This window comes from Photobacterium sp. SP02 (genome assembly GCF_038519165.1).
Lineage (GTDB): Bacteria > Pseudomonadota > Gammaproteobacteria > Enterobacterales > Vibrionaceae > Photobacterium > Photobacterium halotolerans.
Genome location: NZ_JASJOJ010000059.1, coordinates 1 through 24,348 on the forward strand (window position 1 = coordinate 1; position 24,348 = coordinate 24,348).

A 24,348-nucleotide genomic window follows, 5' to 3' on the forward strand; every position below is an offset into this window, starting at 1 on the left:
CCCAATCCACTGAGTGCAGTTTCATCGGACGCCACTCTTTGACCACGCATTCGCCGCGGTCAAGCGCATCACGGTATTCATTGACAAGTACAGTCGCTGTTTCAGCGTCTATGCTCTTCTCGTCAACCAGAATATCTGCGTAAATCTTGCGTGGCGTTGGGTGTTTTTTGATCTTTTGGTACATCAGTGGCTGAGTCGCATTCGGCTCATCCGCTTCGTTGTGACCATGACGGCGGTAACAGACCAGATCAATCACCACATCACGCTTAAATTCATTGCGGTAATCCAGCGCAAGACGAGTCACAAAAGCAACGGCTTCAGGATCATCGGCATTGACGTGGAATATCGGCGACTGCACCATCTTAGCGATATCAGTACAGTACTGCGTTGAACGGGTATCCATCGGATTAGATGTCGTGAAACCAATCTGGTTGTTCACCACAATGCGTACCGTACCACCAACGCGGTAGCCCCGGGACTGGGACATGTTGAAGGTTTCAGCCACGACACCCTGACCCGCGATTGCTGAGTCACCGTGAATAGTGATTGGCAGTACCATGGAACCGTCTTTGTCACCCAAGCGGTCCTGACGTGCGCGAACAGAGCCGACAACTACCGGATTAACGATTTCAAGGTGAGAGGGGTTAAAGGCAAGGGCCAGATGCACATCACCGCCTGGTGTTGCGAAATCAGCAGAGAAGCCCTGGTGGTATTTCACATCACCGGTTCCCCATGATTCGCCATGCTTACCGGCAAATTCATCGAACAAGTCCTGAGGCTTTTTACCCAGAACGTTCACCAGCATGTTCAGACGACCACGGTGGGCCATTCCCACCACAACTTCCCGAACACCGCTTTTTCCGGCTGCACGAATCAGCTCTTTCATCATAGGGATAAGCGCATCGCCGCCTTCCAGTGAGAAACGTTTTGCCCCTGGGAATTTCGCCCCCAGATATCGCTCCAGACCTTCGGCCGCAGTCAGTTCATCCAAAAACGTCTGCTTTTCTTCCTGAGTAAACGCGCCTTTACCGACGACTGATTCCAGACGCTGCTGAATCCAGCGTTTTTCTTCGGTATCAGTAATGTGCATGTACTCAGCACCAATTGAGCCACAATAGGTGTTTTTCAATGCCTCATAGATCTCAGAAAGCTTCATTGTCTCTTTGCCTACGGCAAAGGAACCGACATTGAAGCTTTGGTCAAAATCTTCCGCAGTGAGATTATGAAACGCAGGATCCAGGTCCGGAACACGTTCCTGCTGCCATAATCCCAGCGGGTCCAGGTTTGCATGCTGATGCCCACGGAAACGGTATGCGTTGATAAGCTGCAGTACCTTAACCTGTTTGGCATCAACATCAGGATCGCTGACGTTAGCACTTAAAAAGGTCGTCTCTTTCGCTAAACGCCGGAAGTAATCACGAACACGCGAATGCGGCTGCTCAACGGCAACACCATTCACAACAGGCAGTTCACTAAAAACGTGACGCCATTCTTCGTCAACTAATTCTGGGTCGCTTAGATACAACTCGTAGAGGTCTTCCACGTAAGTTGCGTTGGCGCCAGCCAGATGTGAAGACTCAAGCCAAGCCTTCATAACGCCGTTCTGCATTTTTTTCCCTTAACCACTTGTTATCGCCACTTGCACCGGTTGTTACGCCGGGCTAAAAAGCCAGCAAATTGCTCTGCTGGCATATCGATAATTCTATAGATTTACACCGAACGTTTAAGCAACATAGATCGGATATTGCCGATTGCTTTCGTCGGATTGAGCCCTTTTGGACACACGCTGACACAATTCATGATGCTGTGGCAGCGGAACACACTGAATGCGTCATCAAGATCGGATAAACGCTCTTCAGTTGCCGTGTCACGACTGTCGATTAACCAACGGTACGCCGCCAGCAGGCCCGCAGGACCGATAAACTTGTCCGGGTTCCACCAGAATGACGGACATGAGGTCGAGCAACAGGCACACATAATGCACTCGTACAGGCCGTCAAGATGCGCACGCTCTTCCGGAGACTGCAGGTTTTCCCGCGCAGGCGGGTGCTCGCTGTCATTGATCAGGAACGGCTTCACCTTGGCATAGTTGGTGTAGAACTGCTCCATATCAATGATAAGGTCACGAATGACAGGCAAACCCGGCAACGGACGAATCACAATCGTTTTCTGATTCATCAACGCTGATAATGGGGTAATACAGGCCAGGCCGTTCTTACCATTCATGTTGATACCATCAGAACCGCAAACACCCTCACGGCATGAACGGCGGAAAGACAGCGATGGATCCTGCTCTTTAAGCAAAATCAGGGCATCCAGAACCATCATGTCAGAGCCTTCCGGCACTTCCAGCGTATACCCTTTCATGTGCGGCGCGTTATCTACATCAGGGTTATAACGGTAAATCGAAAAATTCAGTTTCATGTTGTTACCTCCCTTAGTAAGTCCGCGCTTTAGGCGGGAATGCGTCACGATGTACTGGTGTCATATTTACATCACGCTTAGACATCTGCTCTGTCTCCGGGTTGTAAATAGAGTGACACAGCCAGTTTTCATCATCACGCTCTGGGAAGTCGAAACGGGCGTGAGCACCACGGCTTTCTGTGCGGTAGTTAGCCGCTACTGCCGTCGCATAGGCGGTTTCCATCAGGTTATCCAGTTCCAGACACTCGATACGCTGGGTGTTGAATTCGCTGGATGTGTCATCCAGACGTGCTTCTTTCAAACGCTCGCGGATTTCTTTCAGCTGGCTCAGGCCTTCAGCCATGGCTTCGCCTTCACGGAATACCGAGAAGTTGTTTTGCATGCAAGATTGCAGATCTTTACGGATTTGTACCGGATCTTCGCCTTTTTGCGTGCTGTTCCAACGGTTCAGACGAGTCAGAGAAGCTTCGATGTCTGATTCTGTTGCCGGACGCGCTTCTGCCTGAGCCGCTAAGGTTTCACCCAGATGCAAGCCGGTCGCACGACCAAATACAACAAGGTCAAGCAGGGAGTTGCCGCCCAGGCGGTTTGCACCATGTACAGAAACGGAGGCAATTTCACCACAGGCAAACAGACCCTGGACTTCTTCGTCCTGGCCATTTGCGTTTTGCTTAATCGCTTGTCCGGAAACCTGAGTCGGTACACCGCCCATCATATAGTGACAGGTTGGAATCACCGGAATTGGTTCTTTCACTGGATCGACGTGCGCAAAGGTACGCGACAGTTCAAGAATGCCTGGCAAACGCGATTCCAGAACATCTTTACCCAGGTGATCCAGTTTCAGTTTGATGTGTGGTCCCCATGGGCCATCGCAACCGCGGCCTTCACGGATTTCCACCATCATGGAACGGGCAACAACGTCGCGCCCCGCCAGATCTTTCGCGTTCGGTGCATAACGTTCCATGAAACGCTCACCGTCTTTGTTCAGCAGGTAACCACCTTCACCACGGCAGCCTTCTGTTACCAGTACACCGGCGCCGGCAATACCGGTTGGATGGAACTGCCACATTTCGATATCCTGCATGGGTACACCCGCACGCAATGCCATACCGACACCGTCACCGGTGTTAATGTGTGCGTTCGTGGTTGACTGGTAGATACGGCCGGCACCACCTGTTGCCAGAATTGTGGCCTTGGATTTGAAGTAACAAACTTCACCGGTTTCCATGCACAGCGCGGTACAGCCCAGAATGGCACCGTCCTGGTTTTTCACCAGATCCAACGCATACCACTCGGAGAAAATCGTCGTCTTATGCTTAACATTTTGCTGGTACAGAGTGTGCAGCAAGGCGTGACCGGTACGGTCTGCCGCTGCGGCTGTACGTGCGGCCTGCTCGCCACCGAACTCTTTCGACTGGCCACCAAACGGACGCTGGTAAATACGACCATTATCAAAACGGGAAAAAGGCAGACCCATTTTTTCAAGTTCAATGACTGACTGCGGGCCATTTTTACACATGTATTCGATGGCATTCTGGTCACCGATATAGTCCGACCCTTTTACCGTGTCGTACATGTGCCATTCCCAGTTATCCGGATGCGAGTTACCTAACGCAACTGTGATACCGCCCTGCGCAGATACGGTGTGAGAACGGGTAGGGAACACTTTAGACAGCAAAGCACATTTCAGGCCCTGCTCAGAAATTTGTAGTGCAGCACGCATACCTGCACCACCAGCGCCGATTACTACGGCATCAAACTCTCGAACTGCAATGCTCACTTACGCACCCCACACAATAAAGAAACCAGATAACAGATAAACAAAAAGCACAGCGACAATTGCAAACATCAGACCTGCACGTAAAAAGGCAGGTTTAATGTAGTCAGTCAGTACCTGCCACATTCCGATCCAACCGTGAATCAGAACGGAGGCCAACGCCAGCATAGTAAAGACTTTTGTGCTTAGTTTTGAAAAGAACGCTGTCCAGGTTTCAAAATTCAGCTCAGGGCCAAAAGCGAAAAAGCACACCATATAAATGGTGTAAAGAGTGAGGATAATTGCGGTTGCACGAATCAGAATAAAGTCGTGAACACCATTACGTCCAATGGATGAAACGTTGCTTACCATACCAGGCCTCCTGCAAACACAGACAGAACCGCCACAATTGCAAAACTGATTTTCGCACTTGTGGTGCCAGATTCCAGCTCTTCAAAATATCCCATATCCATGATCAGGTGACGGATACCCAAAACAATGTGATAGAAGAGTGCTGTCAGCACACCCCAGAGGATAAATTTGACAAAGAAGCTGTCAACGATGTCAGCGGCTTCAGCAAATCCTTGGGGAGAGGAAAGAGACAGGTTCAGTAGCCACAGCAGGATGGCAAGGGAAACAAATGTGATCACGCCCGATACACGGTGCAGGATTGACGAAATCGCAGTCAGCGGAAAGCGTATCGTCTGTAGGTCGAGGTTGACAGGTCTTGGCTTGTTAACTTTCACGGTCTTTGCCCACTCAGCTCCATAGAAGCGTTTTATTTTTATAAAACCTCCGGTATGCGTACGCCAAAACAAGCGCAACAAAGGCACAACAACTATGCTACATTTACATAGCACAAGTGTATGTACAGCAAAGCAAAAGTCGTTTCAGCTAAGTAGCTAATATTACTAATAACTTTATCATTGTTTCTGGCGATGGCAGAACCAGAGACCTGCGGCCGAGTATACGCCTCGCAACAATCAATTACAAACCCCGTTACATGACCTCTAACACGGTTTGAGATATTGACCCGCTTTTACTTAAAGTTATTAACAAGCGCACACTCCCGATAAGAGGAATTGACAACAACATGACCGAGCTGTACAAAGACGGCACATCCGATTTCGGATTAGGATTATAAAATAACAAAGGAGATTGTTATGGCAGATAAGAAAGCTACTCTTCATATTGAAGGGAAAGCACCGGTCGAACTGCCGATTCTCGGGGGCTCACTAGGTCCGGAAGTACTGGATGTTCGTAAACTCGGCGCATCTGGCTATTTCACTTTCGACCCAGGTTTCTTAGCTACTGCATCATGTGAATCTCAAATTACTTTCATTGATGGTGCGAAAGGTGTGCTGCTTCACCGTGGCTATCCAATCGACCAATTAGCTAATAACGCTGATTATTTAGAAGTCTGTTACATTCTGCTGTACGGCGAAGTTCCTACCCGAGCCCAGTACGAGCAATTCCGCAAAACTGTAACCCGCCATACTATGGTGCATGAGCAAATCGCAAGCTTTTTCCACGGTTTCCGTCGCGATGCTCACCCAATGGCAGTAATGTGTGGTGTTGTCGGTGCGCTGGCAGCCTTCTACCATGATTCACTGGACATCAATAACGACGAGCACCGCGAAATCACTGCATTCCGCCTGCTGTCAAAAATGCCGACTCTGGCTTCAATGTGCTACAAGTACTCTATTGGTCAGCCGTTTATCTACCCTCGTAACGATCTGGATTACGCTGAAAACTTCCTGCACATGATGTTTGCAACGCCGTGTGAAGAGTATGAAGTCAGCCCGGTTGTCGCTCGTGCTATGGATAAAATCTTTACCCTGCACGCCGATCATGAGCAGAATGCGTCTACCTCTACCGTACGTCTGGCAGGTTCTTCAGGTGCTAACCCGTTTGCGTGTATTGCCGCTGGTATCGCTTCGCTTTGGGGCCCAGCTCACGGTGGTGCCAATGAAGCCTGTCTGCGCATGCTTGAAGAGATTGGCAGCGTGGAGAATATCCCAGAGTTCATTGAACGTGCCAAAGACAAAGATGATCCGTTCCGTCTGATGGGCTTCGGTCACCGTGTCTATAAGAACTATGACCCACGTGCAACCGTGATGCGTGAAGCATGTCACGAAGTGCTGCAAGAGCTGAAAATCAGTGATCCGTTACTTGATGTCGCGATGGAGCTGGAACGTATTGCCCTGTCTGATGAGTACTTTGTTGAGAAGAAACTGTACCCGAACGTAGACTTCTACTCAGGTATCATTCTGAAAGCGATTGGTATCCCAATTTCTATGTTTACCGTTATCTTTGCAATGTCTCGTACTATCGGCTGGATCGCACACTGGAATGAAATGCACAGTGATCCAAACAACCGTATCGGTCGTCCGCGTCAGCTGTATACCGGTCATCAGCAACGCGATTTCCAACCGCTTCACGAGCGTGAGTGATTGTGAGTCATTAATAGCTTGCTAATATAAAACACAAAAAGGTTGAGCATCCGCTCAACCTTTTTTGATTAGTTTATCGGTTCGCTGGCTTACACCGGATTATCAATATCCACAAAGGTGACATCGAAATGATGCTCATCGGCGAGCCATTCACCCAAAGCTTCAACACCGTACCTCTCGGTCGCATGATGTCCCGCACCGAAGAAATGAATACCCTGCTCCCGCGCCGTATGTACCGTTCGCTCTGACACTTCACCCGTGATATAGGCATCCAGCCCCTGCGCAACAGCGAGATCGATAAAATCCTGACCGCCGCCGGTACACCAGCCCACTGTTTTGATCAGATCAGGTCCGCCCTCGCCGATATGTAAGGGTTTGCGATGGAGCACCTTCTCAATACGGGCAGCGAGCTGCTCGCCGGTAAGCGCCGTCGGAAATTCGCCGTAGACCGCAACAGGATGCGCATTACCAGGCTCCAGCCCACCCAAATGCTTTATGCCTAATTGATCAGCAAGCTGGGCATTATTTCCCAGTTCCGGATGGACATCCAAAGGCAAGTGATAGGCATAGAGATTAATGCCATTTTCTATCAATGTTTTAATTCGTCGGTATTTCATCCCGCGAATTTCCGAAGGTTCATTTTTCCAAAAGTAACCGTGATGGACCAGCAAAGCATCGGCTTTCATTTCAATGGCTTGATCAATTAATGCCTGACAAGCCGTCACACCGGTTACAATTTTTTGTACCTCGCTGCGGCCTTCGACTTGCAGTCCATTCGGACAGTAATCTCTGATTAAGTGCGGGCTCAGTAGTGTGTTTAACAATGATTCGAGTTTGAGGTTGTTCATGCTTGCTTCCTTTTGAGCTGTTACTGGTATTTTAACCAACTCGGGAGCAACAGAACCAGCAGGAACGAAAATGCGGGTGCATAAAGCGAGTAAATAGCGACAAAAAATGCTGCCAAGGGCAGCATTTCATCTGTGATACCAGTAAGCTAGTCATTGACAACAGATTCAATATAGCTCTTGCGCACCTTGTTCAGAGTGCTGCAGCCAAACAGGCTTGGTACTGGTTTTCAACCAGACTTTATGCAGATAACTATAAACACGTGATTTTACAGATGTAGGCATAAATACCATAACCGGAAAACTCAGCACGCCTGCAATCACAACGCAGGTACGGCGCACAATGATTTGTTGAGTAGATAAAGGGGTGAACATGATAGCCTCCTGAGCAACCAACTGGTCATACCTCATACTTTAGCGTATTTTTGAAATTTTACTACTTTTTATTTGAGATTTTGTTGTTAAAAACAAGTTAAACGCAGATTAAGACTTAATTTAATGAATATTATCAACGAAAATGTAACAAAAGAACACAAGGATAACATCAGGCATTTTCGCCATGTGCTGGATATGCCGGTGTTGACACAAGGTGTAGACTACCAGGTCAATGATGAGTGGCTGAGCAGGTTCAAAGACAGAGCAGTCATCCCGGCGAAAGCGCAGTACGAAGGTAACCAAAGACTCGGTTTTTATTACCAGTGGCTGTGGCAGCAGCTCATCACTCACCACCCAGACTTTGACCTTGTCGGAGAAGAGATACAGCTGCACGAAGCAAAGCGCACGCTGGGGGCCATTGATTTTCTGGTGTTCAATAAACAATCTCAGCAATTAGAACACTGGGAAGTGGCGATTAAGTTTTATCTGGCCTATCAACAGCGATGGCTGGGGCCAAACTCAGCGGATAATCTGGATAATAAGATCAACAAAATGGTTCAGCACCAGTTGGCAATGACTCAGCATCAGGCTTACAGAGATCAGTATGCCAAATCGCTGGGTCAGCCTTCCTGCCAGCGACTGATTGTACAGGGGAGACTTTTCGATCACTTCCGGAATGAAGAATCAGGTTCCGCCTTGCCCATCAATCCTGATGTGAACAAAGGGCTTTGGTGTTTCCAGAGTCAGGCAGAAGAATTATCGTTAAAAATCCTCACCAAGAGAGATTGGTTAACCCCGCCCTGTTATTCATCAATACCAGCTCTGATGGCACCTTCGGCTATCACGGTTCCGACTCAGGGTGTTGCTGAAGACAATCAGGTCTGGTTCATTGTTCCTGACCACTGGCCCCTGCATAACCGCGACAGGCATAAACATTCTCGGCAATCCGCTCCGTAACCGTCCAGAAGCCAAGCAATAAGCAATAAGCAATAAGCAATAAGCAATAAGCAATAAGCAATAAGCAATAAGCAATAAGCAATAAAAAACCCGCAGCAAAAGCTACGGGTTGTCAAACGGATACGGCTTACAGACCCGCGTTCGAAAAGACGTTACTGACAATCTTCTGCGCTTCATCTTCTATCTCGCGAAGATGCGCTTCACCTTTGAAACTTTCACAGTAGATCTTGTAAATCTCTTCAGTGCCTGAAGGTCGCGCCGTGAACCAGCCATTCTCAGTGGTAATTTTCAACCCACCGATGGCAGCACCATTGCCTGGCGCATGGGTCAGACGGGCCGTAATGGTATCACCAGCCAAGGTGTCAGCCTGCACCATTTCAGGAGACAGTTTGGTCAACACGGCTTTTTGCGCGCTGTTTGCCACAGCCTGCAATCGGCTGTAACGGCACTCACCATGCTTTTCGGTTAAGGTCTGGTAATACTGCTGCGGGTTCATACCTGTCACCGCAGTGATTTCTGCCGCTAACAGGCAGAGCAAAATACCGTCTTTGTCGGTTGACCAGGGAGTACCGTCCTTGCGCAAAAAGGATGCACCCGCACTTTCTTCACCGCCAAAGCCAAGCTCACCACTGTACAGGCCATCAACAAACCACTTGAAACCCACCGGCACTTCACACAGTTCACGTCCCAGATCGGCCACAACACGGTCAATGATCGCACTGGAAACCAGTGTTTTTCCCACGGCCACCTTGTCATCCCACTCAGGACGATGCCGGAACAAATAGTCGATGCACACCGCAAGGAAATGGTTTGGATTCATCAGCCCGGCCGGCGTCACAATACCGTGGCGGTCAAAATCAGGGTCATTACCAAAGGCCAGATCATAACTGTCTTTATGCGCCAGCAAGCCAGCCATGGCATAAGGTGACGAGCAATCCATCCGCACCACGCCATCTTTGTCCAGGCTCATAAAGCGGAACGCCGGATCCACAGACTCATCGACCAGAGTTAAGTCCAGGTCATAGTGACGCCCAATCTCGCGCCAGTATGCGATCCCGGATCCGCCCAGAGGATCGACGGCCAGCTTCAGCTTGGCTTTTTGAATCGCAGCCATGTCGATGACATTCACAAGATCAGCCACATAGGGCTTGACTAAATCCTGCTCCGTCACGTAGTGGCTGGACAAGGCCTCAGAAACACTCACCCGCTTCACTGACGCTAAGCCTTCGGCAATCAACTGGTTGGCCCGGTTTTCAATGGCTGTGGTAATGGCCCCTTCAGCCGGCCCACCATGAGGCGGATTATATTTAATGCCACCATCCTGCGGAGGATTATGTGAAGGCGTGATCACAATGCCGTCGGCCTTCTCAGTATGACAGAGGTTAAATGTCAGAATGGCATGAGAAATACCCGGCGTGGGTGTGTAACCCTGCTCCGCCTGCAGTACCACATTCACGTCATTGGCCACCAGCACTTGCAGAGCAGAAAGCAGCGCCGGTTCAGATAAGGCGTGCGTATCTTTCCCTAAAAACAGCGGTCCGGTAACACCTTGCTCGCGGCGAACATCAGCAACAGCCTGAGCGATTGCCCAGATATGATGTTGATTGAAGGTTCCCTTATCGGCACAGCCACGATGGCCAGAGGTGCCGAACGCAACACGCTGGGCAACATTGGAAGCATCGGGTTCAATCAGAAAATAATTGGCCACAAGAGCCGGAATGTTATGCATGTCTTCTTGCCGGGCTTGCTGCCCGGCACGAGGATGGATCGCCATCAACATATCCTTGTACGTCAATAAAGCCGCATCAGCGACAGTTAAATTTCACCGCAAACTTTTTCTACAATATCTTGTGTGAACTGCATTTTTTGCATCAGCTGTTCAATCATCTGACGTTTACGGTCGGTATTGGTATTGGTGATCACCCAAAAAGGCGTTTCAGGAATGGCTTTCGGTTTCGTTGTCTTGCCGCTGTTCAACAGTTTTTCTTCGCTGTCAGCAAAATAAATGCGGGTTCGACCTTTAATCGCCGTCGCATCGGTGAAAGCCTGAGGATCGATACGATAGAGCGTAGACAGCACCAGCATAAAGCGGCCAATGGCTCTTTCCTGACCAGCAAACTCATCAGAAATCAGCAGCGAGCGCATGGCTTTGACCCTGTCTTCCGACTGTGGCAAATTGCCTGCATCCTTGCTAACCACAATACCTTGCGCAGCTTTAGGGCGTGCTGGCATGACAGGTTGACTATTGGCGTCCTCCAGCAATAAACGGCGCAGAATATCTGACGCGCTTTCACCAATGTGCTGGGTCTGGCTGGCAATATAACGATACAGCTCTTCGTCTACCTCAATAGTTTTCATCGTAGTGTTCATTATCGTTCCGTTAAAAAATCACCGTGAGATTATAACGTGAAGCGAAGGTATACTCTACGGCAAAGCGTTAACAACAAGAGAAATAGTCTGTGAATCTTCATTATCAAATACAGGGTCAAGGCCAGACGGTCGTCCTTATTCATGGCTTATTTGGCAGTGCGGACAATCTCGGCCTGCTCGCCAGAGTGCTCAAAGAACAGTATCAAGTCATTAGTCTTGATCTGCGTAACCATGGTCGCTCTCCGCATAGTGAGCACTTCACTTATTCAGACATGGCGCAAGATGTGGTTGATGTGATCAATCAACTCGAGATCCAAGCTTTCAGTGTGATCGGCCATTCCATGGGCGGTAAAGTGGCAATGGCCATGACCGAACTGGCTGGAGAGCGGATCGAAAACCTGATTGTGCTCGACATGGCACCTGTGGCTTATCAGGTCCATCGTCACCAAAATGTGTTCGCCGGTCTTAAAGCGGTCAGCAACCAGACGGTCACCAGCCGAAAAGAGGCAGAACAGTATTTATCTCAGCATGTGATGGAACCCGGTGTGCGCCAGTTCCTGCTTAAGTCTCTGTATAAAGAGCAAGAATCTTTCCTGTGGCGGTTCAATGTCGATGCACTCATTAACAACTACAGTACCATCATGGGCTGGTCAGCTGTGTCGCCCTTTCCTGGCCGCACTTTGTTCATTAAAGGTCAGGATTCAGAATACATTCTGGCTGAGCACCGCGAACACATTGCCAGCCAGTTCCCGCACGCCAAGGCCCACATGGTTGCCAATACTGGCCACTGGCTTCATGCCGAGAAACCCGACACGGTAAACCGTATCATTCTCAGTTTTTTAGAGAAGGATACACAGCCTAACAATTAACACGCACTACTCTCTGTGCTATAGTGCGCGCCGGATGCAAGTCTGATCTTGCGAAGGAGAAACAGATGTTATACGAGCACATGGACCTGCTGGAATCAGTCGGACTTGATTTATTGTTCGCGGCCATCTTCTTTTTCATTGGTATGGCGATCAAAGATGTCCTCAAGCAAGGCAATGTGCCTCCATTTGGTCGAAAAATCGTCTGGCTGGTCTTGTTTTTAGGGTGCTTTGGATTCATATCGAAAGGTGTGATTCAGATGACAATGGAAGGCGTGGGGATAGGATAATATCCGCTGACGCCTGCTACCTGGCTCAGAAAGCGTAATGAGAAGCCTAATGATAAAGGTTTTTCTCCCCTAACTGACGCCACAGTCACCGACAAATGTTATTATCAGGCATACAGTCAGCGCTAGAATTAACTGGCAGCCTGTTCAATTTATGTATATCGCCAGCCTGTCAGTTGGCGGTCAACAACTAAAACACGGGTAATCTCTACTATGGCGAGTGTAGGACTCTTCTTTGGTAGCGACACTGGTAACACAGAAGCCGTCGCTAAAATGATCCAAAAGCAACTGGGTAAAAATCTGGTTGAAGTCAAAGACATTGCTAAGAGCAGCAAAGAAGACATTGAAAATTTCGACCTGTTACTGCTGGGTATCCCGACCTGGTATTACGGCGAAGCACAGTGCGATTGGGACGATTTCTTCCCTGAACTGGAAGGCATTGATTTCGAAAACAAGCTGGTCGCTATTTTCGGTTGTGGTGATCAGGAAGATTACGCCGAGTATTTCTGCGACGCCATGGGCACAGTGCGTGACATCGTTGAAGGCCGCGGCGCCATCATCGTTGGCCACTTCCCAACAGAAAGCTATGAGTTTGAAGCATCAAAAGCATTGGTAGACGACGGACATTTTGTTGGCCTGTGTATCGATGAAGACCGTCAGCCTGAGTTGACTGACGAGCGCGTCGAGAAATGGGTTAAGCAAATTTACGAAGAAATGTGTCTGGCCGAACTGGCTGACTGATCTTACCGCTAGCTGTTAAAAACGCGCCGAGGCGCGTTTTTTATTGCTCACTGACACACTCACCCGAACGGTTTTCACCTTCTTCAAGCTCGGCATTACGGTACTGTGGTTTCTTGCGCACATAAAGCACGCGCTTCACTTGGGCAACCACCTCACCTTTGCTATCAGCAACATTGACGACAAATTCAGGAAAATGTTTATCGCCGCCGGCAGTGGAGCGTTTTATATCCTCAATACACTGATCTGAGATAGTGAACACCGCTTTCAGATCTGTCTGACCAGGCTTGAGAAAGTTCACTTCGGCCTGTTTATCCCAGACAAAATACTCTTTCCCGAGTATACCCATCAGCATCAAGGCATAAACAGGGTCGGTCAGTGAAAAAATACTGCCGCCATATTGGGTCCTGTTGGCATTCTTATTCCACCACCTCAACTTCAGGCAAATTTCCACATGCCGGAAATCTTCACTGATCTGCAGGATTCGAATGCCGGCCCCCCAGAAAGGTGGCCAGATATTGAGCGCAAATTTTACGATACCGGGCTTATAGAACTTATTCACACCTACACGTCCTTATGATCTGGTACGATGAGCATAGTATGCCTTTTTAACATTTATATCAGGCGAATAAAAGTCACAACTTTCCTAGACCCATTAAGCATTAAGGTTTATTGTTGTGCTGTCGTCACTTATAATGAACAGATATGAGAAAGACTACCGTAACCTTCCATTTTCCTGTTACGGCTAGCCAAAGGAAACTCGAATGTCAGATAACAACCAAGCACTTAAACAAGCAGGATTAAAAGTCACACTTCCGCGTCTGAAAATTTTGGAAGTACTTCAGAATCCTGAGTGCCAACATATCAGTGCCGAAGATTTGTACAAAAAGTTGATCGATATTGGTGAAGAGATTGGCCTGGCCACTGTTTACCGAGTGCTGAACCAGTTTGATGATGCCGGAATTGTCACCCGTCACCATTTTGAAGGCGGTAAGTCGGTATTCGAACTGTCTACCCAGCACCACCACGATCATCTTGTTTGCCTGGATTGTGGCAAAGTCATTGAATTCTCTGACGATATCATTGAAGATCGCCAGAAGCAGGTTGCCGAACGCTATAACATACGTCTGACCAACCACAGCCTTTATCTGTACGGTCACTGCACTGCCGGTGATTGTAATAAAGATGAAAGCCTGCACAACGAAAATAAATAATTACGCTTACATCGATAAAAAAACCAGCCATTCGGCTGGTTTTTTTAGATCAGGCAGCAATCACAGACTGAATCTGTCAGTCTGCAATTTTTGCCCACGAATCACGCAGACCCACAGTTCGGTTGAACACTAAATGCTCAGCCGATGAATCTTTGTTATCCGCACAGAAATAGCCCATACGTTCAAACTGGAAAGCATGCTCAGGCGCAGCTGCTGCCAGGCTCGGCTCAACAAAACCATTCATCACGATCAGTGAATCCGGGTTAATCGTCGATGCAAAGTCATCTGCTGCACCCGGGTTAGGTACAGTGAACAAACGATCATACAGGCGAATTTCAGCAGGCAGTGCCTGTTCTGCTGACACCCAGTGAATCACGCCTTTCACTTTACGGCCATCTTCAGGGTTTTTACCCAGCGTATCGGCATCATAGGTACAGAAAATAGTGGTAATCTTGCCGTCGGCATCTTTCTCAACCCGCTCGGCTTTGATGACATACGCACCGCGTAAACGCACTTCTTTACCCAAGACTAAACGCTTGTACTTCTTATTGCCTTCTTCACGGAAATCTTCACGCTCAATGTACAGCTCACGGCTGAATGGCACATCACGCTCGCCCATTTCGGGTTTATTAGGATGATTGCCCACTTTGAGAATTTCCGTATCACCAAAGTTTTCGATCACTAACTTCACCGGATCCAGAACAGCCATGGCCCGAGGTGCATTCTCGTTCAAATCGTCACGGATACACGATTCCAGAGAGCTCATCTCAATGGTATTGTCCTGCTTGGTGACACCAATACGCTTACAGAACTCACGAATAGAAGCAGCCGTAAAGCCACGACGACGTAAGCCTGAAATTGTCGCCATGCGAGGATCATCCCAGCCTGAAACCAGCTGTTCAGTCACCAGCTGGTTCAGCTTGCGCTTGGACATGACTGTATATTCCAGGTTCAGGCGGCTGAATTCATACTGACGAGGCTGAGAGTCAATAGTGATGTTATCCAGCACCCAATCGTACAGACGACGGTTGTCCTGGAATTCCAGGGTACACAGCGAGTGCGTAATACCTTCCAGCGCATCAGAGATACAGTGGGTGAAATCGTACATCGGATAGATGCACCACTTGTCACCTGTCTGGTGGTGAGTTGCGAAGCGAACGCGGTACAGCACAGGATCACGCATAACCATAAACGGCGATGCCATATCAATCTTGGCCCGAAGCGACATTTTGCCTTCTTCGACTTCGCCATTTTTCATTTTCTCGAACTGCGCCAGATTCTCGGCCACAGGACGGTCACGATAAGGACTTGGTTTACCCGGCTCTGTCAGCGTGCCGCGATACTCGCGCATTTCTTCTGGTGTGAGTTCATCAACATACGCCAGACCTTTGTTGATCAGTTCCAACGCGTAGGCATACAGCTGATCGAAGTAGTTAGATGAGTAACAAATCTCACCGCTCCACTCAAAGCCCAGCCAGTTTACGTCTTTCTTAATCGACTCTACGTATTCGATGTCTTCTTTTTCTGGGTTTGTGTCATCAAAACGCAGATTACATTGTCCCTGGTAATCCTGAGCAATACCAAAGTTCAGGCAGATAGACTTCGCATGGCCGATATGCAGGTAACCATTCGGCTCAGGCGGAAAACGTGTGTGGACGCTGGTGTGCTTACCACTGGCTAAATCCGCATCAATAATCTGGCGGATAAAATTGCTTGGACGAGCTTCAGATTCACTCATCAATTACACCTCGTGCGCTAAAAGGATCTTCGAACCTGTTATGATCCACAAATACAGGTCATGACTCAACAATTAGTGTGTATTGAATCATGATTAGGGCAAAAAAAAGCCGACCCTGACGGGCCGGCCTCACTTTCAGTTATCTTTCGCTATCAGATTAACTGTCTATTATGGCAGTTTGACTGCAGACAGGTCTTCTGACGCCGGGATTTTCTTCATCTCACCGGCAACGATCTCAGCCAGTGGGCCAAGAATCACCTGCAGGTTATTTGAACCTAATTTCACCACACCCATAGCACCCAGTGCTTTCAGTGTTTTCTCGTCAGCCAGACTGCTGTCTTTCAGTGTCAGGCGCAGACGAGTGATACAGGCATCAATATTTTCCAGGTTGCCGTGACCACCCAGGGCTTTCAGATATTGTTTTGCCAGTTCACCGGTTTCCTGAGAACCAGAAGCCAGCACTTCATCTGAATCAGCATCTTCACGACCAGGCGTCTTCAGGTTGAACTTCACGATAGCGAAACGGAAGATCGCATAGTAAATCGCGAAGAATACCAGCCCCTGAACAATCAGCATGTACCATTGAGTTGCCAGCGGGTTTTTCGATTGCAGTACCATATCAACCATACCGGCAGAGAAACCGAAACCGGAAATCCACTGCATGCTGGCTGCGATGTATACAGAGATACCGGTCAGAACGGCGTGAACCACATACAGTGCTGGCGCCAGGAACATGAAGGCAAATTCCAGAGGCTCAGTTACACCTGTGAAGAATGAAGCGAAGGCAGCGGCAATCATGATAGACGCGACTTTCTCTTTGTTCTCAGGTTTAGCTGTGTGATACATCGCCAGTGCAGCACCAGGCAGACCGAACATCATGATAGGGAAGAAGCCACCCATGTAGATACCCGTCTGACCAGGTACAGCTACACCGTCAGCAATAGACTTAGCGCCACCCAGGAAGTTAGGTAAGTCATTGATACCCGCAACATCGAACCAGAATACTGAGTTCAGTGCATGGTGCAGACCAACAGGGATCAGCAAACGGTTGAAGAAGGCGTACAGACCCGCACCTACATCGCCCAGGCCCTGAATGCCTTCACCGAAGTGAACCAGACCGCCATAGACGTGAGGCCATACGTACATCAGGACAAAGGCCAGGAAAATACCTGCAATGGATGTCAGGATAGGCACCAGACGTTTACCACTGAAGAAAGCCAGTGCCTTGTGCAGTTCAACCGTTGAGTAACGGTTATACAGCTCAGCCGAGACGATACCGACCAGAATACCGACAAACTGGTTTTCAATTTTACCGAATGCTGCAGGAACAGCACTTGGGTCGATACCCTGAATTTGAGCAACGGCCGCTGGAGAACAAAGAGTGGTGACAACAAGATAGCCAACGAAGCCAGAAAGTGCTGCTGCACCGTCTTTATCTTTTGACATACCGTATGCGACACCGACAGCAAACAGTACAGACATGTTGTCGATAATAGCGCCACCGGCTTTGATCAGGAAAGCTGCCAGTGCACTGTTGGCACCCCAGCCGTTCGGATCAATCCAGTAACCTATACCCATGAGTATTGCGGCGGCAGGCAACGTGGCGACCGGCACCATCAAAGCCTTACCTACTTTCTGAAAATATCCAAGAATATTCACCCTTAGTTCCCCCTATGGTTATCTTAGATGCGGTTGAGATAACTTATTTTAGCTACCCGATTAAGTAAGTTGCAGTGTATGCCTTTAATTTCGCCCCGCAAATTAAAACCTTATCATTTGTGATCCCAATCACCAGCATTTGGCGGGTTTGAGCGATTTTGCTAGCCCGGTCATAAAACTTATTTTATTATTCGAAAGAAAGGCGATATACCGCTAAAATTCTCAAGTATTCTTTTCTAGCAACGAGGTGTTACCGTGAGACTTATCCCACTGAACAACGCGAACGAAGTTGGTTTGTGGTCAGCACGCTATATTGTTGATCGTATTAACAAATTTAAACCAACTGCAGACCGTCCATTCGTACTAGGTCTGCCTACCGGCGGTACCCCTCTGACCACCTACAAGCGTCTGATTGAGCTTTATAATGCAGGCGAAGTAAGTTTCAAACATGTGGTGACATTCAACATGGATGAGTACGTGGGTCTCTCTTCAGACCATCCGGAGTCCTACCGCAGCTTCATGTTTAACAACTTCTTTAACCACATTGATATTCAGGAAGAAAATATCAATCTGCTGAACGGTAACACGGACGATCACCAGGCAGAATGTAAGCGTTATGAAGATAAGATTAAATCATTCGGAAAGATCCATCTATTCATGGGTGGTGTTGGCAACGACGGGCACATTGCATTTAATGAACCGGCTTCTTCACTGGCCTCCCGTACACGCATCAAAACCCTGACCGAAGATACCCGTATCGCCAATTCCCGATTCTTTGATGGTGATATCACACAAGTGCCTAAATACGCGCTGACTATCGGAGTTGGCACGCTGCTGGACGCAGAAGAAGTGATGATTCTGGTTACCGGCCATAACAAAGCCCAGGCCCTTGAAGCTGCTGTAGAGGGTTGTGTCAACCATCTGTGGACTGTCTCTGCGCTGCAATTGCATCCGAAGTCACTGATTGTGTGCGATGCCCCTGCCACACAGGAACTGAAAGTGAAAACCGTTCGCTATTTCCAGGAACTGGAAGCAGAAAACATCAAACACCTTTAACCGATAGGAAGTGTTCATGTACGCGCTGACCAACTGCCGCATTTTTACAGGTAGCGATGTGCTGGATAACCACGCTGTTATTATTGACGGAGTGAACATTCACGCTGTATGTCCTGAGGCAGAGCTACCTGCTGATATGCCCACTCAGGACCTTGACGGAGCAAACCTGTCTCCTGGCTTCATCGACCTTCAGCTTAATGGCTGTGGTGGAGTGATGTTTAATGACGAAATCACTGCAGACACCATACAGACCATGCATCAGGCAAACCTGAAATCAGGTTGTACGAGTTTTTTGCCCACGCTCATCACCTCTTCTGATGAGGATATGAAAGCTGCGATAGCTGCAGCGCGTGATTACGAAAAACACTACCAAAACCAGTCTCTGGGTTTGCACCTGGAAGGTCCCTATCTCAATGTCATGAAAAAAGGCATCCACAGTGTCGAGCATATCCGCCGTTCAGATGAGGCCATGATCACGACACTTTGCGAGAATGCTGACATCATCACTAAGGTGACACTGGCACCGGAGCAAACCCCGGCAGAGCACATTGAGCGACTGGCAGAGGCAGGTATTGTGGTATCGGCAGGACACACCAATGCAACCTATGCAGAGGCACGAAAAGGGTTTGCGGCCGGCGTTACCTTTGCCACCCACCTGTTCAATGCCATGACACCCATTGCTGGCCGCGAGCCTGGTATGGTGGGTGCCATCTATGATACGCCCGAGGTATACACAGGTATCATCGCTGATGGCTTTCATGTTGACTACGCCAATATTCGTATAGCCCACAGAATTAAAAAGGAAAAATTAATTCTGGTTACGGATGCAACAGCACCGGCAGGAGCAGACATAGATCACTTTATTTTTGTCGGTAAGAAAGTATATTACCGCGATGGCAAGTGTGTTGATGAAAATGGCACACTCGGCGGTTCAGCCCTGACAATGATTGAAGCTGTTCAAAACAGTGTTGAACATGTAGGTATTGCCCTGGACGAAGCGATTCGCATGGCCACCCTTTACCCTGCCCGTGCCATAGGTATGGATAAGACACTGGGGGCTATCAAAAAAGGCATGGTGGCTAACCTGGCAATTTTTGATCGTGATTTCCGTGTCCGGGCGACAGTGGTTAACGGAAAATACGAGCAAACATAACTATGAATGGCGGACAAATCGGTAATGTCGACCTGGTAAAACAGCTGAATAGTGCAGCGGTTTACCGACTCATTGACTTGCAAGGCCCAATTTCTCGCATACAAGTGGCAGACGTAAGTCAATTAGCCCCGGCCAGCGTGACCAAAATAACCCGCCAATTGCTGGAACGCGGCCTCATTAAAGAGGTCGCACAGCAGGCTTCAACCGGTGGCCGGCGAGCCATCTCGCTGACAACCGAAGCAGCTCCTTTTCACTCTGTCGCTGTCCGTCTGGGTCGCGATTATATCGAACTGACCCTGTACGATTTAAGTGGTAAGAGTCTGGCTGGCACAGCCCATCACTTTCCCTACTCAAACCAGCAAGAACTGGTTGATGGCTTACTTGAGCATATCAGGCAGTTTATCGGTGCCAATCAGACCATACTGAGGGAACTGATTGCATTCGGCATTACCCTTCCAGGCCTGATTGACCCTGAAAAAGGCATTGTCGAGTACATGCCCAACATCTCGGTCGACTCTCTGGCTCTGGCAGATATCATTACTGATAAATATGGCGTTTCCTGCTTTGTCGGTAACGATATCCGTGGGCTGGCCTTGGCTGAGCATTATTTTGGCGCCAGTCAGGACTGCCGGGATTCTATTTTGGTCAGTGTCCACCGTGGGACAGGGGCAGGCATTATCGTCAATGGTCAGGTATTTCTTGGTTATAACCGCAACGTCGGTGAAATCGGTCATATCCAGATTGACCCGCTCGGTGATAAATGCCAGTGCGGTAACTTTGGCTGTCTGGAAACCGTTGCCGCCGATCCGGCGATTATTCGCCATGTTAAAGCGCTCCTGGCACAAGGTTACCCAAGCAGCCTGCAAAAGCTCGAAGATGTCACTATGCCTGCCATCTGCGAGGCAGCCAATCAGGGTGATGAGCTGGCAACCCAGGCCTTGGTCAAAGTGGGCTACCAACTAGGTAAAGCCCTGGCGATGACCATTAACCTGTTCAATCCGCAGAAAATCGTTGTGGCCGGTAATATCACCTTAGCGAAAGACATTATCTTTCCTGCTATCCGGCGCTGTATTGAAACCCAATCACTGTCAACCTTCCACCAGTCGTTGCCAATTGTTGAGTCTCAGCTCTATACGCAGCCAACTATCGGTGCATTTTCCATGATCAAGCGTGCCATGCTAAATGGCGTTCTGCTCCAGCGCCTGCTGGAAGATTAATTCCAGGCCGGGGAACCCCTTCCCGGCCGATCTCTCAAAAACCCTGTTTTTTGTAGGGCATGTATCGCCGAAGACATGCCCTGTGCTATATTCCCCGTCAGTGCAACTAATTGAAATACCAACGCTTATCAATAGTCTGGAAATCACATTTCATGATGGATCTGGTTTACATTATCGCCGCGTTTCTCGCAGGCTATCTGGCACTGCGTGCCAAACTCCCGCCCCTGGTCGGATTCTTATTGGCAGGATTTATTTTAAATTCATTCGGTTACACCTCAACTCCTGTCATTGATACACTTGCTGATCTGGGCGTAACCCTTCTGCTTTTCAGCATCGGGCTTAAGCTTGATGTCAGAACCCTGTTGCAAAAAGAGGTGTGGGCCGGCGCCACAATACATAACCTGCTCACTACCCTTATCTTTACGCTGGCACTGTTCGGTTTGAAGCAACTCGGTTTAGGTATCTTTAGTGAACTTGAGCTGGCACAGCTCGCCTTGCTGGGCTTTGCCCTCTCTTTTTCCAGCACGGTATTTGCCATCAAGGCGCTGCAGGAAAAAGGGGAGCTGAACGCAACCTACGGTACTATCGCCATAGGTATTCTCGTCATGCAGGATATTTTCGCGGTTATATTTCTTACGGCATCAACCGGAAAGCTACCAGAGATCACCGCGCTGGCCTTATTCGCATTGCCCCTGCTGCGTCCCTCTTTGTTTAAGATTATGGATAAAGCCGGACATGGTGAAATGCTGGTACTGTACGGCATTTTCCTGGCGCTTGTCGCCGGTGCCGGTTTGTTCACTTTTGTGGGTATGAAAGCCGATCTCGGCGCACTGATCATGGGAATGATGCTGGCGGCCCACCCCAAATCCTCTGAGCTGTCCAAATCACTGTTTAACCTCAAAGAGCTTCTGCTGGTTTTCTTCTTCCTCAACATTGGCCTGGCTGAGCCTGCAACGTGGACAGGCTTCTGGCTCGCTGTACTGCTGCTGGCGTTATTGCCGCTAAAAGGGTTGCTTTACTACCTGGTTTTCCACAGCTTCCATTTTCGGGTACGTACTTCGCTTCTCGGCACCTTAACGCTCTTTAACTACAGCGAATTTGGGCTGATTGTCGCAGGACTCGCCTACAGCCTGGGCTGGTTGCCGGGAGATTTTCTTGTCGCTATCGCTATCGCAGTGTCACTCTCTTTTCTGTTATCAGCGCCGCTAAACAGTTTCAGCCATCGCATCTATATGGAAAGTACCCGCTGGCTCAAAGAATTTGAGCCAGACAAGCTCAACAGCAATGACAGGCTGATTGACTTAGGCAATAAACAGATCCTTATCCTGGGCATGGGCCGTATTGGTACCGGGGCTTATGAAGAAATGATCCGCCGCTTTGGTCCGCAAGTCGTCGGTATTGAAAACCGTGAGGAATCCGTGGAAGAGCATGCCAAAGAAGGCCGCCACGTCATTCTCGGTGATGCTACCGACCCAGACTTCTGGGCCAGGGTGGTCTCTCGCCATCAGACGCGGTTAATACTACTGGCCATGCCGCACAGTCAGGCAAATGCGTTTGCCCTCGAGCAAATCAGGCAACTTGGCTATAAAGGGAAGATTGCCGCTATCGCCCGCTACGAAGATGAGGAAGCGACCTTGAGAGAACTGGGCGTCGATGCCGCTTTCAATATCTATCGTGAAGCAGGCAACGGTTTTGCTCGCCATGTCTGCGAATCGGTAACTACCGACATCAAATCCTTTTAATTGACACCGGCTTACTGCACGGCAGCGAAAGTTGCCGTTCAGTATTTGGTCCAAAAACCTCCTGATTTAAGATTTCATTCGGTTAAACTCAATTTAATTAAATAATATTCACCAAAGGTGAGTTTTTCACATTGATATGGGATTTTTAGTTGCTTTTGTTTGTTGAATACGCAATTTTAACAATCAGAACGAAACAAAAGCGCAGGGATAAAATAATAAACCCTTTCTTAATCGCTTTGTTTCCCAAGTTTAACTTTATGTTGGAGTAGTCAGTATGTGCTCAGTATTCGGGATTTTAGATATAAAAAGTGACCCATCTGCCCTGCGTGAAACCGCATTGGCAATGTCAAAGAAAATGCGTCACCGTGGTCCGGACTGGTCAGGGATCTATTCATCAGACAAGGCTATTCTTGTTCATGAACGTCTGGCCATTGTTGATTTGAACAGCGGCGAGCAGCCACTGTACAACACAGACAAAACCCATGTACTGGCCGTCAATGGCGAAATCTACAACCACAAAGACTTACGTGCTGAACTGGTTGCCGACTACCCGTTTCAGACCGAATCTGACTGCGAAATTATTCTGGCGCTTTACAAAGAGAAAGGCCCTGAATTACTCGACTACCTGAACGGTATCTTCGGTTTTATTCTGTATGATGAAGAGCAGGATGCTTACCTGATTGGTCGTGACCACATCGGCATCATCCCGCTATATCAGGGTCATGATGAGCACGGCAACTACTATGTTGCATCAGAAATGAAAGCTTTGGTGCCCGTGTGTAAAACCATCAGCGAATTCCCTCCGGGTCATTACCTGTGGAGCAAAAAAGGCGAACCGGCTCAGGCACCTGTCCGTTATTACAAACGTGACTGGATGGAGTATGACGCGGTTCGCGATGCGAAAACAGACAAAGACAAACTGAAAAAAGCACTGGAAAGCGCAGTGAAACGTCAGTTGATGACAGACGTCCCTTACGGTGTTTTGCTGTCTGGCGGCCTGGATTCCTCGGTGATTTCAGCGATTACCAAGCAGTTTGCCTCTCGCCGTATTGAAGATGACGAGAAATCTGATGCCTGGTGGCCAACCCTGCACTCGTTTGCCGTTGGCCTGGAAGGCGCGCCGGATCTGAAAGCCGCTAAAAAAGTGGCCGATCATATCGGCACGGTACACCATGAGCTGACTTATACGGTTCAGGAAGGCCTGGATGCGATTCGTGATGTGATTTATCACATTGAGACCTACGATGTCACAACGATTCGCGCCTCCACACCTATGTATCTGATGTCACGTAAAATCCGTGCCATGGGTATCAAAATGGTCCTGTCTGGTGAAGGCGCGGATGAAGTCTTCGGGGGTTACCTGTATTTCCATAAAGCGCCTAACACGCAGGAATTCCATGAAGAGACAGTGCGTAAGCTGCTGGCTCTGAACATGTTCGACTGTGCACTGCGCCAGGCTGCAATTGACGAGCAGCGTGCCTCTTTCCGTAATGCCAAA

Annotated in this window: 23 protein-coding genes; 11 read left to right on the top strand and 12 right to left on the bottom strand. The window is 48.8% G+C overall.

Annotated features, from left to right (window positions below):
* From sucA to sdhC, 5 genes are all read right to left on the bottom strand, one after another.
* Nucleotides 1–1,609, bottom strand: a 1,609-nt coding sequence (sucA, locus tag P0Y67_RS18635; protein WP_342393103.1) for a 2-oxoglutarate dehydrogenase E1 component, incomplete at its 3' end; no start/stop codon positions are given.
* 101 nt (nucleotides 1,610–1,710) lie between these two features.
* Nucleotides 1,711–2,424, bottom strand: a complete 714-nt coding sequence (locus tag P0Y67_RS18640) for a succinate dehydrogenase iron-sulfur subunit (protein WP_027252631.1) — start codon at nucleotides 2,422–2,424, stop codon at nucleotides 1,711–1,713.
* 13 nt (nucleotides 2,425–2,437) lie between these two features.
* Nucleotides 2,438–4,204, bottom strand: coding sequence for a succinate dehydrogenase flavoprotein subunit (gene sdhA / locus P0Y67_RS18645; protein WP_161457130.1), 1,767 nt, complete (start codon nucleotides 4,202–4,204; stop codon nucleotides 2,438–2,440).
* On the bottom strand, nucleotides 4,205–4,552 hold the full coding sequence (gene sdhD / locus P0Y67_RS18650; RefSeq protein WP_027252633.1) for a succinate dehydrogenase, hydrophobic membrane anchor protein: 348 nt from the start codon (nucleotides 4,550–4,552) through the stop codon (nucleotides 4,205–4,207).
* Nucleotides 4,546–4,926, bottom strand: a complete 381-nt coding sequence (sdhC, locus tag P0Y67_RS18655; RefSeq protein ID WP_027252634.1) for a succinate dehydrogenase cytochrome b556 subunit — start codon at nucleotides 4,924–4,926, stop codon at nucleotides 4,546–4,548. Before sdhC ends, sdhD begins: the two co-directional genes overlap by 7 nt.
* Nucleotides 4,927–5,343: 417 nt before the next feature.
* Between sdhC and P0Y67_RS18660 the strand changes: the two genes are divergently transcribed.
* Complete coding sequence (locus P0Y67_RS18660) at nucleotides 5,344–6,633, top strand: citrate synthase (protein ID WP_027252635.1); 1,290 nt, start codon at nucleotides 5,344–5,346, stop codon at nucleotides 6,631–6,633.
* Nucleotides 6,634–6,722: 89 nt separating this feature from the next.
* On the opposite strand, the gene P0Y67_RS18665 is transcribed toward P0Y67_RS18660, so the two are convergent.
* Nucleotides 6,723–7,481 carry a Nif3-like dinuclear metal center hexameric protein gene (locus tag P0Y67_RS18665; RefSeq protein ID WP_342393104.1) on the bottom strand — a complete coding sequence of 253 codons (759 nt, stop codon included), beginning with the start codon at nucleotides 7,479–7,481 and terminating at the stop codon, nucleotides 6,723–6,725.
* 165 nt (nucleotides 7,482–7,646) lie between these two features.
* Nucleotides 7,647–7,853 (bottom strand): DUF2517 family protein, encoded by a 207-nt coding sequence (locus P0Y67_RS18670; protein ID WP_027252637.1) that lies wholly within the window; start codon nucleotides 7,851–7,853, stop codon nucleotides 7,647–7,649.
* 123 nt (nucleotides 7,854–7,976) lie between these two features.
* On the opposite strand from P0Y67_RS18670, the gene P0Y67_RS18675 reads away from it, so the two are divergent.
* Nucleotides 7,977–8,810 carry a DUF1853 family protein gene (locus P0Y67_RS18675; RefSeq protein ID WP_342393105.1) on the top strand — a complete coding sequence of 278 codons (834 nt, stop codon included), beginning with the start codon at nucleotides 7,977–7,979 and terminating at the stop codon, nucleotides 8,808–8,810.
* A 127-nt stretch (nucleotides 8,811–8,937) separates the two neighbouring features.
* Here the strand turns inward: P0Y67_RS18675 and pgm are convergent, their stop codons facing one another.
* Both pgm and seqA read right to left on the bottom strand, forming a co-directional pair.
* Entirely contained in the window at nucleotides 8,938–10,584 is a 1,647-nt protein-coding gene (pgm, locus tag P0Y67_RS18680; protein ID WP_342393106.1) for a phosphoglucomutase (alpha-D-glucose-1,6-bisphosphate-dependent), read from the bottom strand.
* Nucleotides 10,585–10,625: 41 nt separating this feature from the next.
* The gene (gene seqA / locus P0Y67_RS18685; protein ID WP_337113132.1) at nucleotides 10,626–11,168 is read right to left on the bottom strand and encodes a replication initiation negative regulator SeqA; all 543 of its coding nucleotides are present in this window, start codon (nucleotides 11,166–11,168) and stop codon (nucleotides 10,626–10,628) included.
* A 101-nt stretch (nucleotides 11,169–11,269) separates the two neighbouring features.
* Between seqA and P0Y67_RS18690 the strand changes: the two genes are divergently transcribed.
* The 3 genes from P0Y67_RS18690 (at nucleotide 11,270) to fldA (ending at nucleotide 13,074) form a co-directional block, all read left to right on the top strand.
* On the top strand, nucleotides 11,270–12,049 hold the full coding sequence (locus P0Y67_RS18690) for an alpha/beta fold hydrolase (protein WP_342393107.1): 780 nt from the start codon (nucleotides 11,270–11,272) through the stop codon (nucleotides 12,047–12,049).
* A 65-nt stretch (nucleotides 12,050–12,114) separates the two neighbouring features.
* Nucleotides 12,115–12,336, top strand: a complete 222-nt coding sequence (locus tag P0Y67_RS18695) for a DUF2788 domain-containing protein (RefSeq protein ID WP_027252641.1) — start codon at nucleotides 12,115–12,117, stop codon at nucleotides 12,334–12,336.
* A gap of 210 nt (nucleotides 12,337–12,546) precedes the next feature.
* Nucleotides 12,547–13,074 carry a flavodoxin FldA gene (gene fldA / locus P0Y67_RS18700; protein WP_192014839.1) on the top strand — a complete coding sequence of 176 codons (528 nt, stop codon included), beginning with the start codon at nucleotides 12,547–12,549 and terminating at the stop codon, nucleotides 13,072–13,074.
* Between the two features lie 40 nt (nucleotides 13,075–13,114).
* Here fldA and P0Y67_RS18705 read toward each other — a convergent pair whose 3' ends face one another.
* The gene (locus P0Y67_RS18705; protein ID WP_342393108.1) at nucleotides 13,115–13,633 is read right to left on the bottom strand and encodes a DUF4442 domain-containing protein; all 519 of its coding nucleotides are present in this window, start codon (nucleotides 13,631–13,633) and stop codon (nucleotides 13,115–13,117) included.
* 202 nt (nucleotides 13,634–13,835) lie between these two features.
* Between P0Y67_RS18705 and fur the strand changes: the two genes are divergently transcribed.
* Nucleotides 13,836–14,285: a ferric iron uptake transcriptional regulator gene (gene fur / locus P0Y67_RS18710; RefSeq protein ID WP_192014837.1), complete on the top strand. Its 450-nt coding sequence runs from the start codon at nucleotides 13,836–13,838 to the stop codon at nucleotides 14,283–14,285.
* Between the two features lie 76 nt (nucleotides 14,286–14,361).
* Here the strand turns inward: fur and glnS are convergent, their stop codons facing one another.
* Nucleotides 14,362–16,023 carry a glutamine--tRNA ligase gene (gene glnS, locus P0Y67_RS18715; RefSeq protein WP_342393109.1) on the bottom strand — a complete coding sequence of 554 codons (1,662 nt, stop codon included), beginning with the start codon at nucleotides 16,021–16,023 and terminating at the stop codon, nucleotides 14,362–14,364.
* Nucleotides 16,024–16,191: 168 nt separating this feature from the next.
* Nucleotides 16,192–17,682 (bottom strand): N-acetylglucosamine-specific PTS transporter subunit IIBC, encoded by a 1,491-nt coding sequence (gene nagE, locus P0Y67_RS18720; protein ID WP_303456011.1) that lies wholly within the window; start codon nucleotides 17,680–17,682, stop codon nucleotides 16,192–16,194.
* Between the two features lie 255 nt (nucleotides 17,683–17,937).
* On the opposite strand from nagE, the gene nagB reads away from it, so the two are divergent.
* The 5 genes from nagB to asnB form a co-directional block, all read left to right on the top strand.
* Nucleotides 17,938–18,738, top strand: a complete 801-nt coding sequence (nagB, locus tag P0Y67_RS18725; RefSeq protein WP_337113126.1) for a glucosamine-6-phosphate deaminase — start codon at nucleotides 17,938–17,940, stop codon at nucleotides 18,736–18,738.
* A 16-nt stretch (nucleotides 18,739–18,754) separates the two neighbouring features.
* Nucleotides 18,755–19,891, top strand: coding sequence for an N-acetylglucosamine-6-phosphate deacetylase (gene nagA / locus P0Y67_RS18730; RefSeq protein ID WP_342393110.1), 1,137 nt, complete (start codon nucleotides 18,755–18,757; stop codon nucleotides 19,889–19,891).
* Nucleotides 19,892–19,893: 2 nt separating this feature from the next.
* Nucleotides 19,894–21,108 carry a DNA-binding transcriptional regulator NagC gene (gene nagC, locus P0Y67_RS18735; RefSeq protein ID WP_342393111.1) on the top strand — a complete coding sequence of 405 codons (1,215 nt, stop codon included), beginning with the start codon at nucleotides 19,894–19,896 and terminating at the stop codon, nucleotides 21,106–21,108.
* Nucleotides 21,109–21,263: 155 nt separating this feature from the next.
* Entirely contained in the window at nucleotides 21,264–22,850 is a 1,587-nt protein-coding gene (locus tag P0Y67_RS18740) for a cation:proton antiporter family protein (protein WP_342393113.1), read from the top strand.
* A 274-nt stretch (nucleotides 22,851–23,124) separates the two neighbouring features.
* The coding region (gene asnB, locus P0Y67_RS18745) for an asparagine synthase B (protein WP_342393112.1) at nucleotides 23,125–24,348 on the top strand (1,224 nt) is incomplete at its 3' end.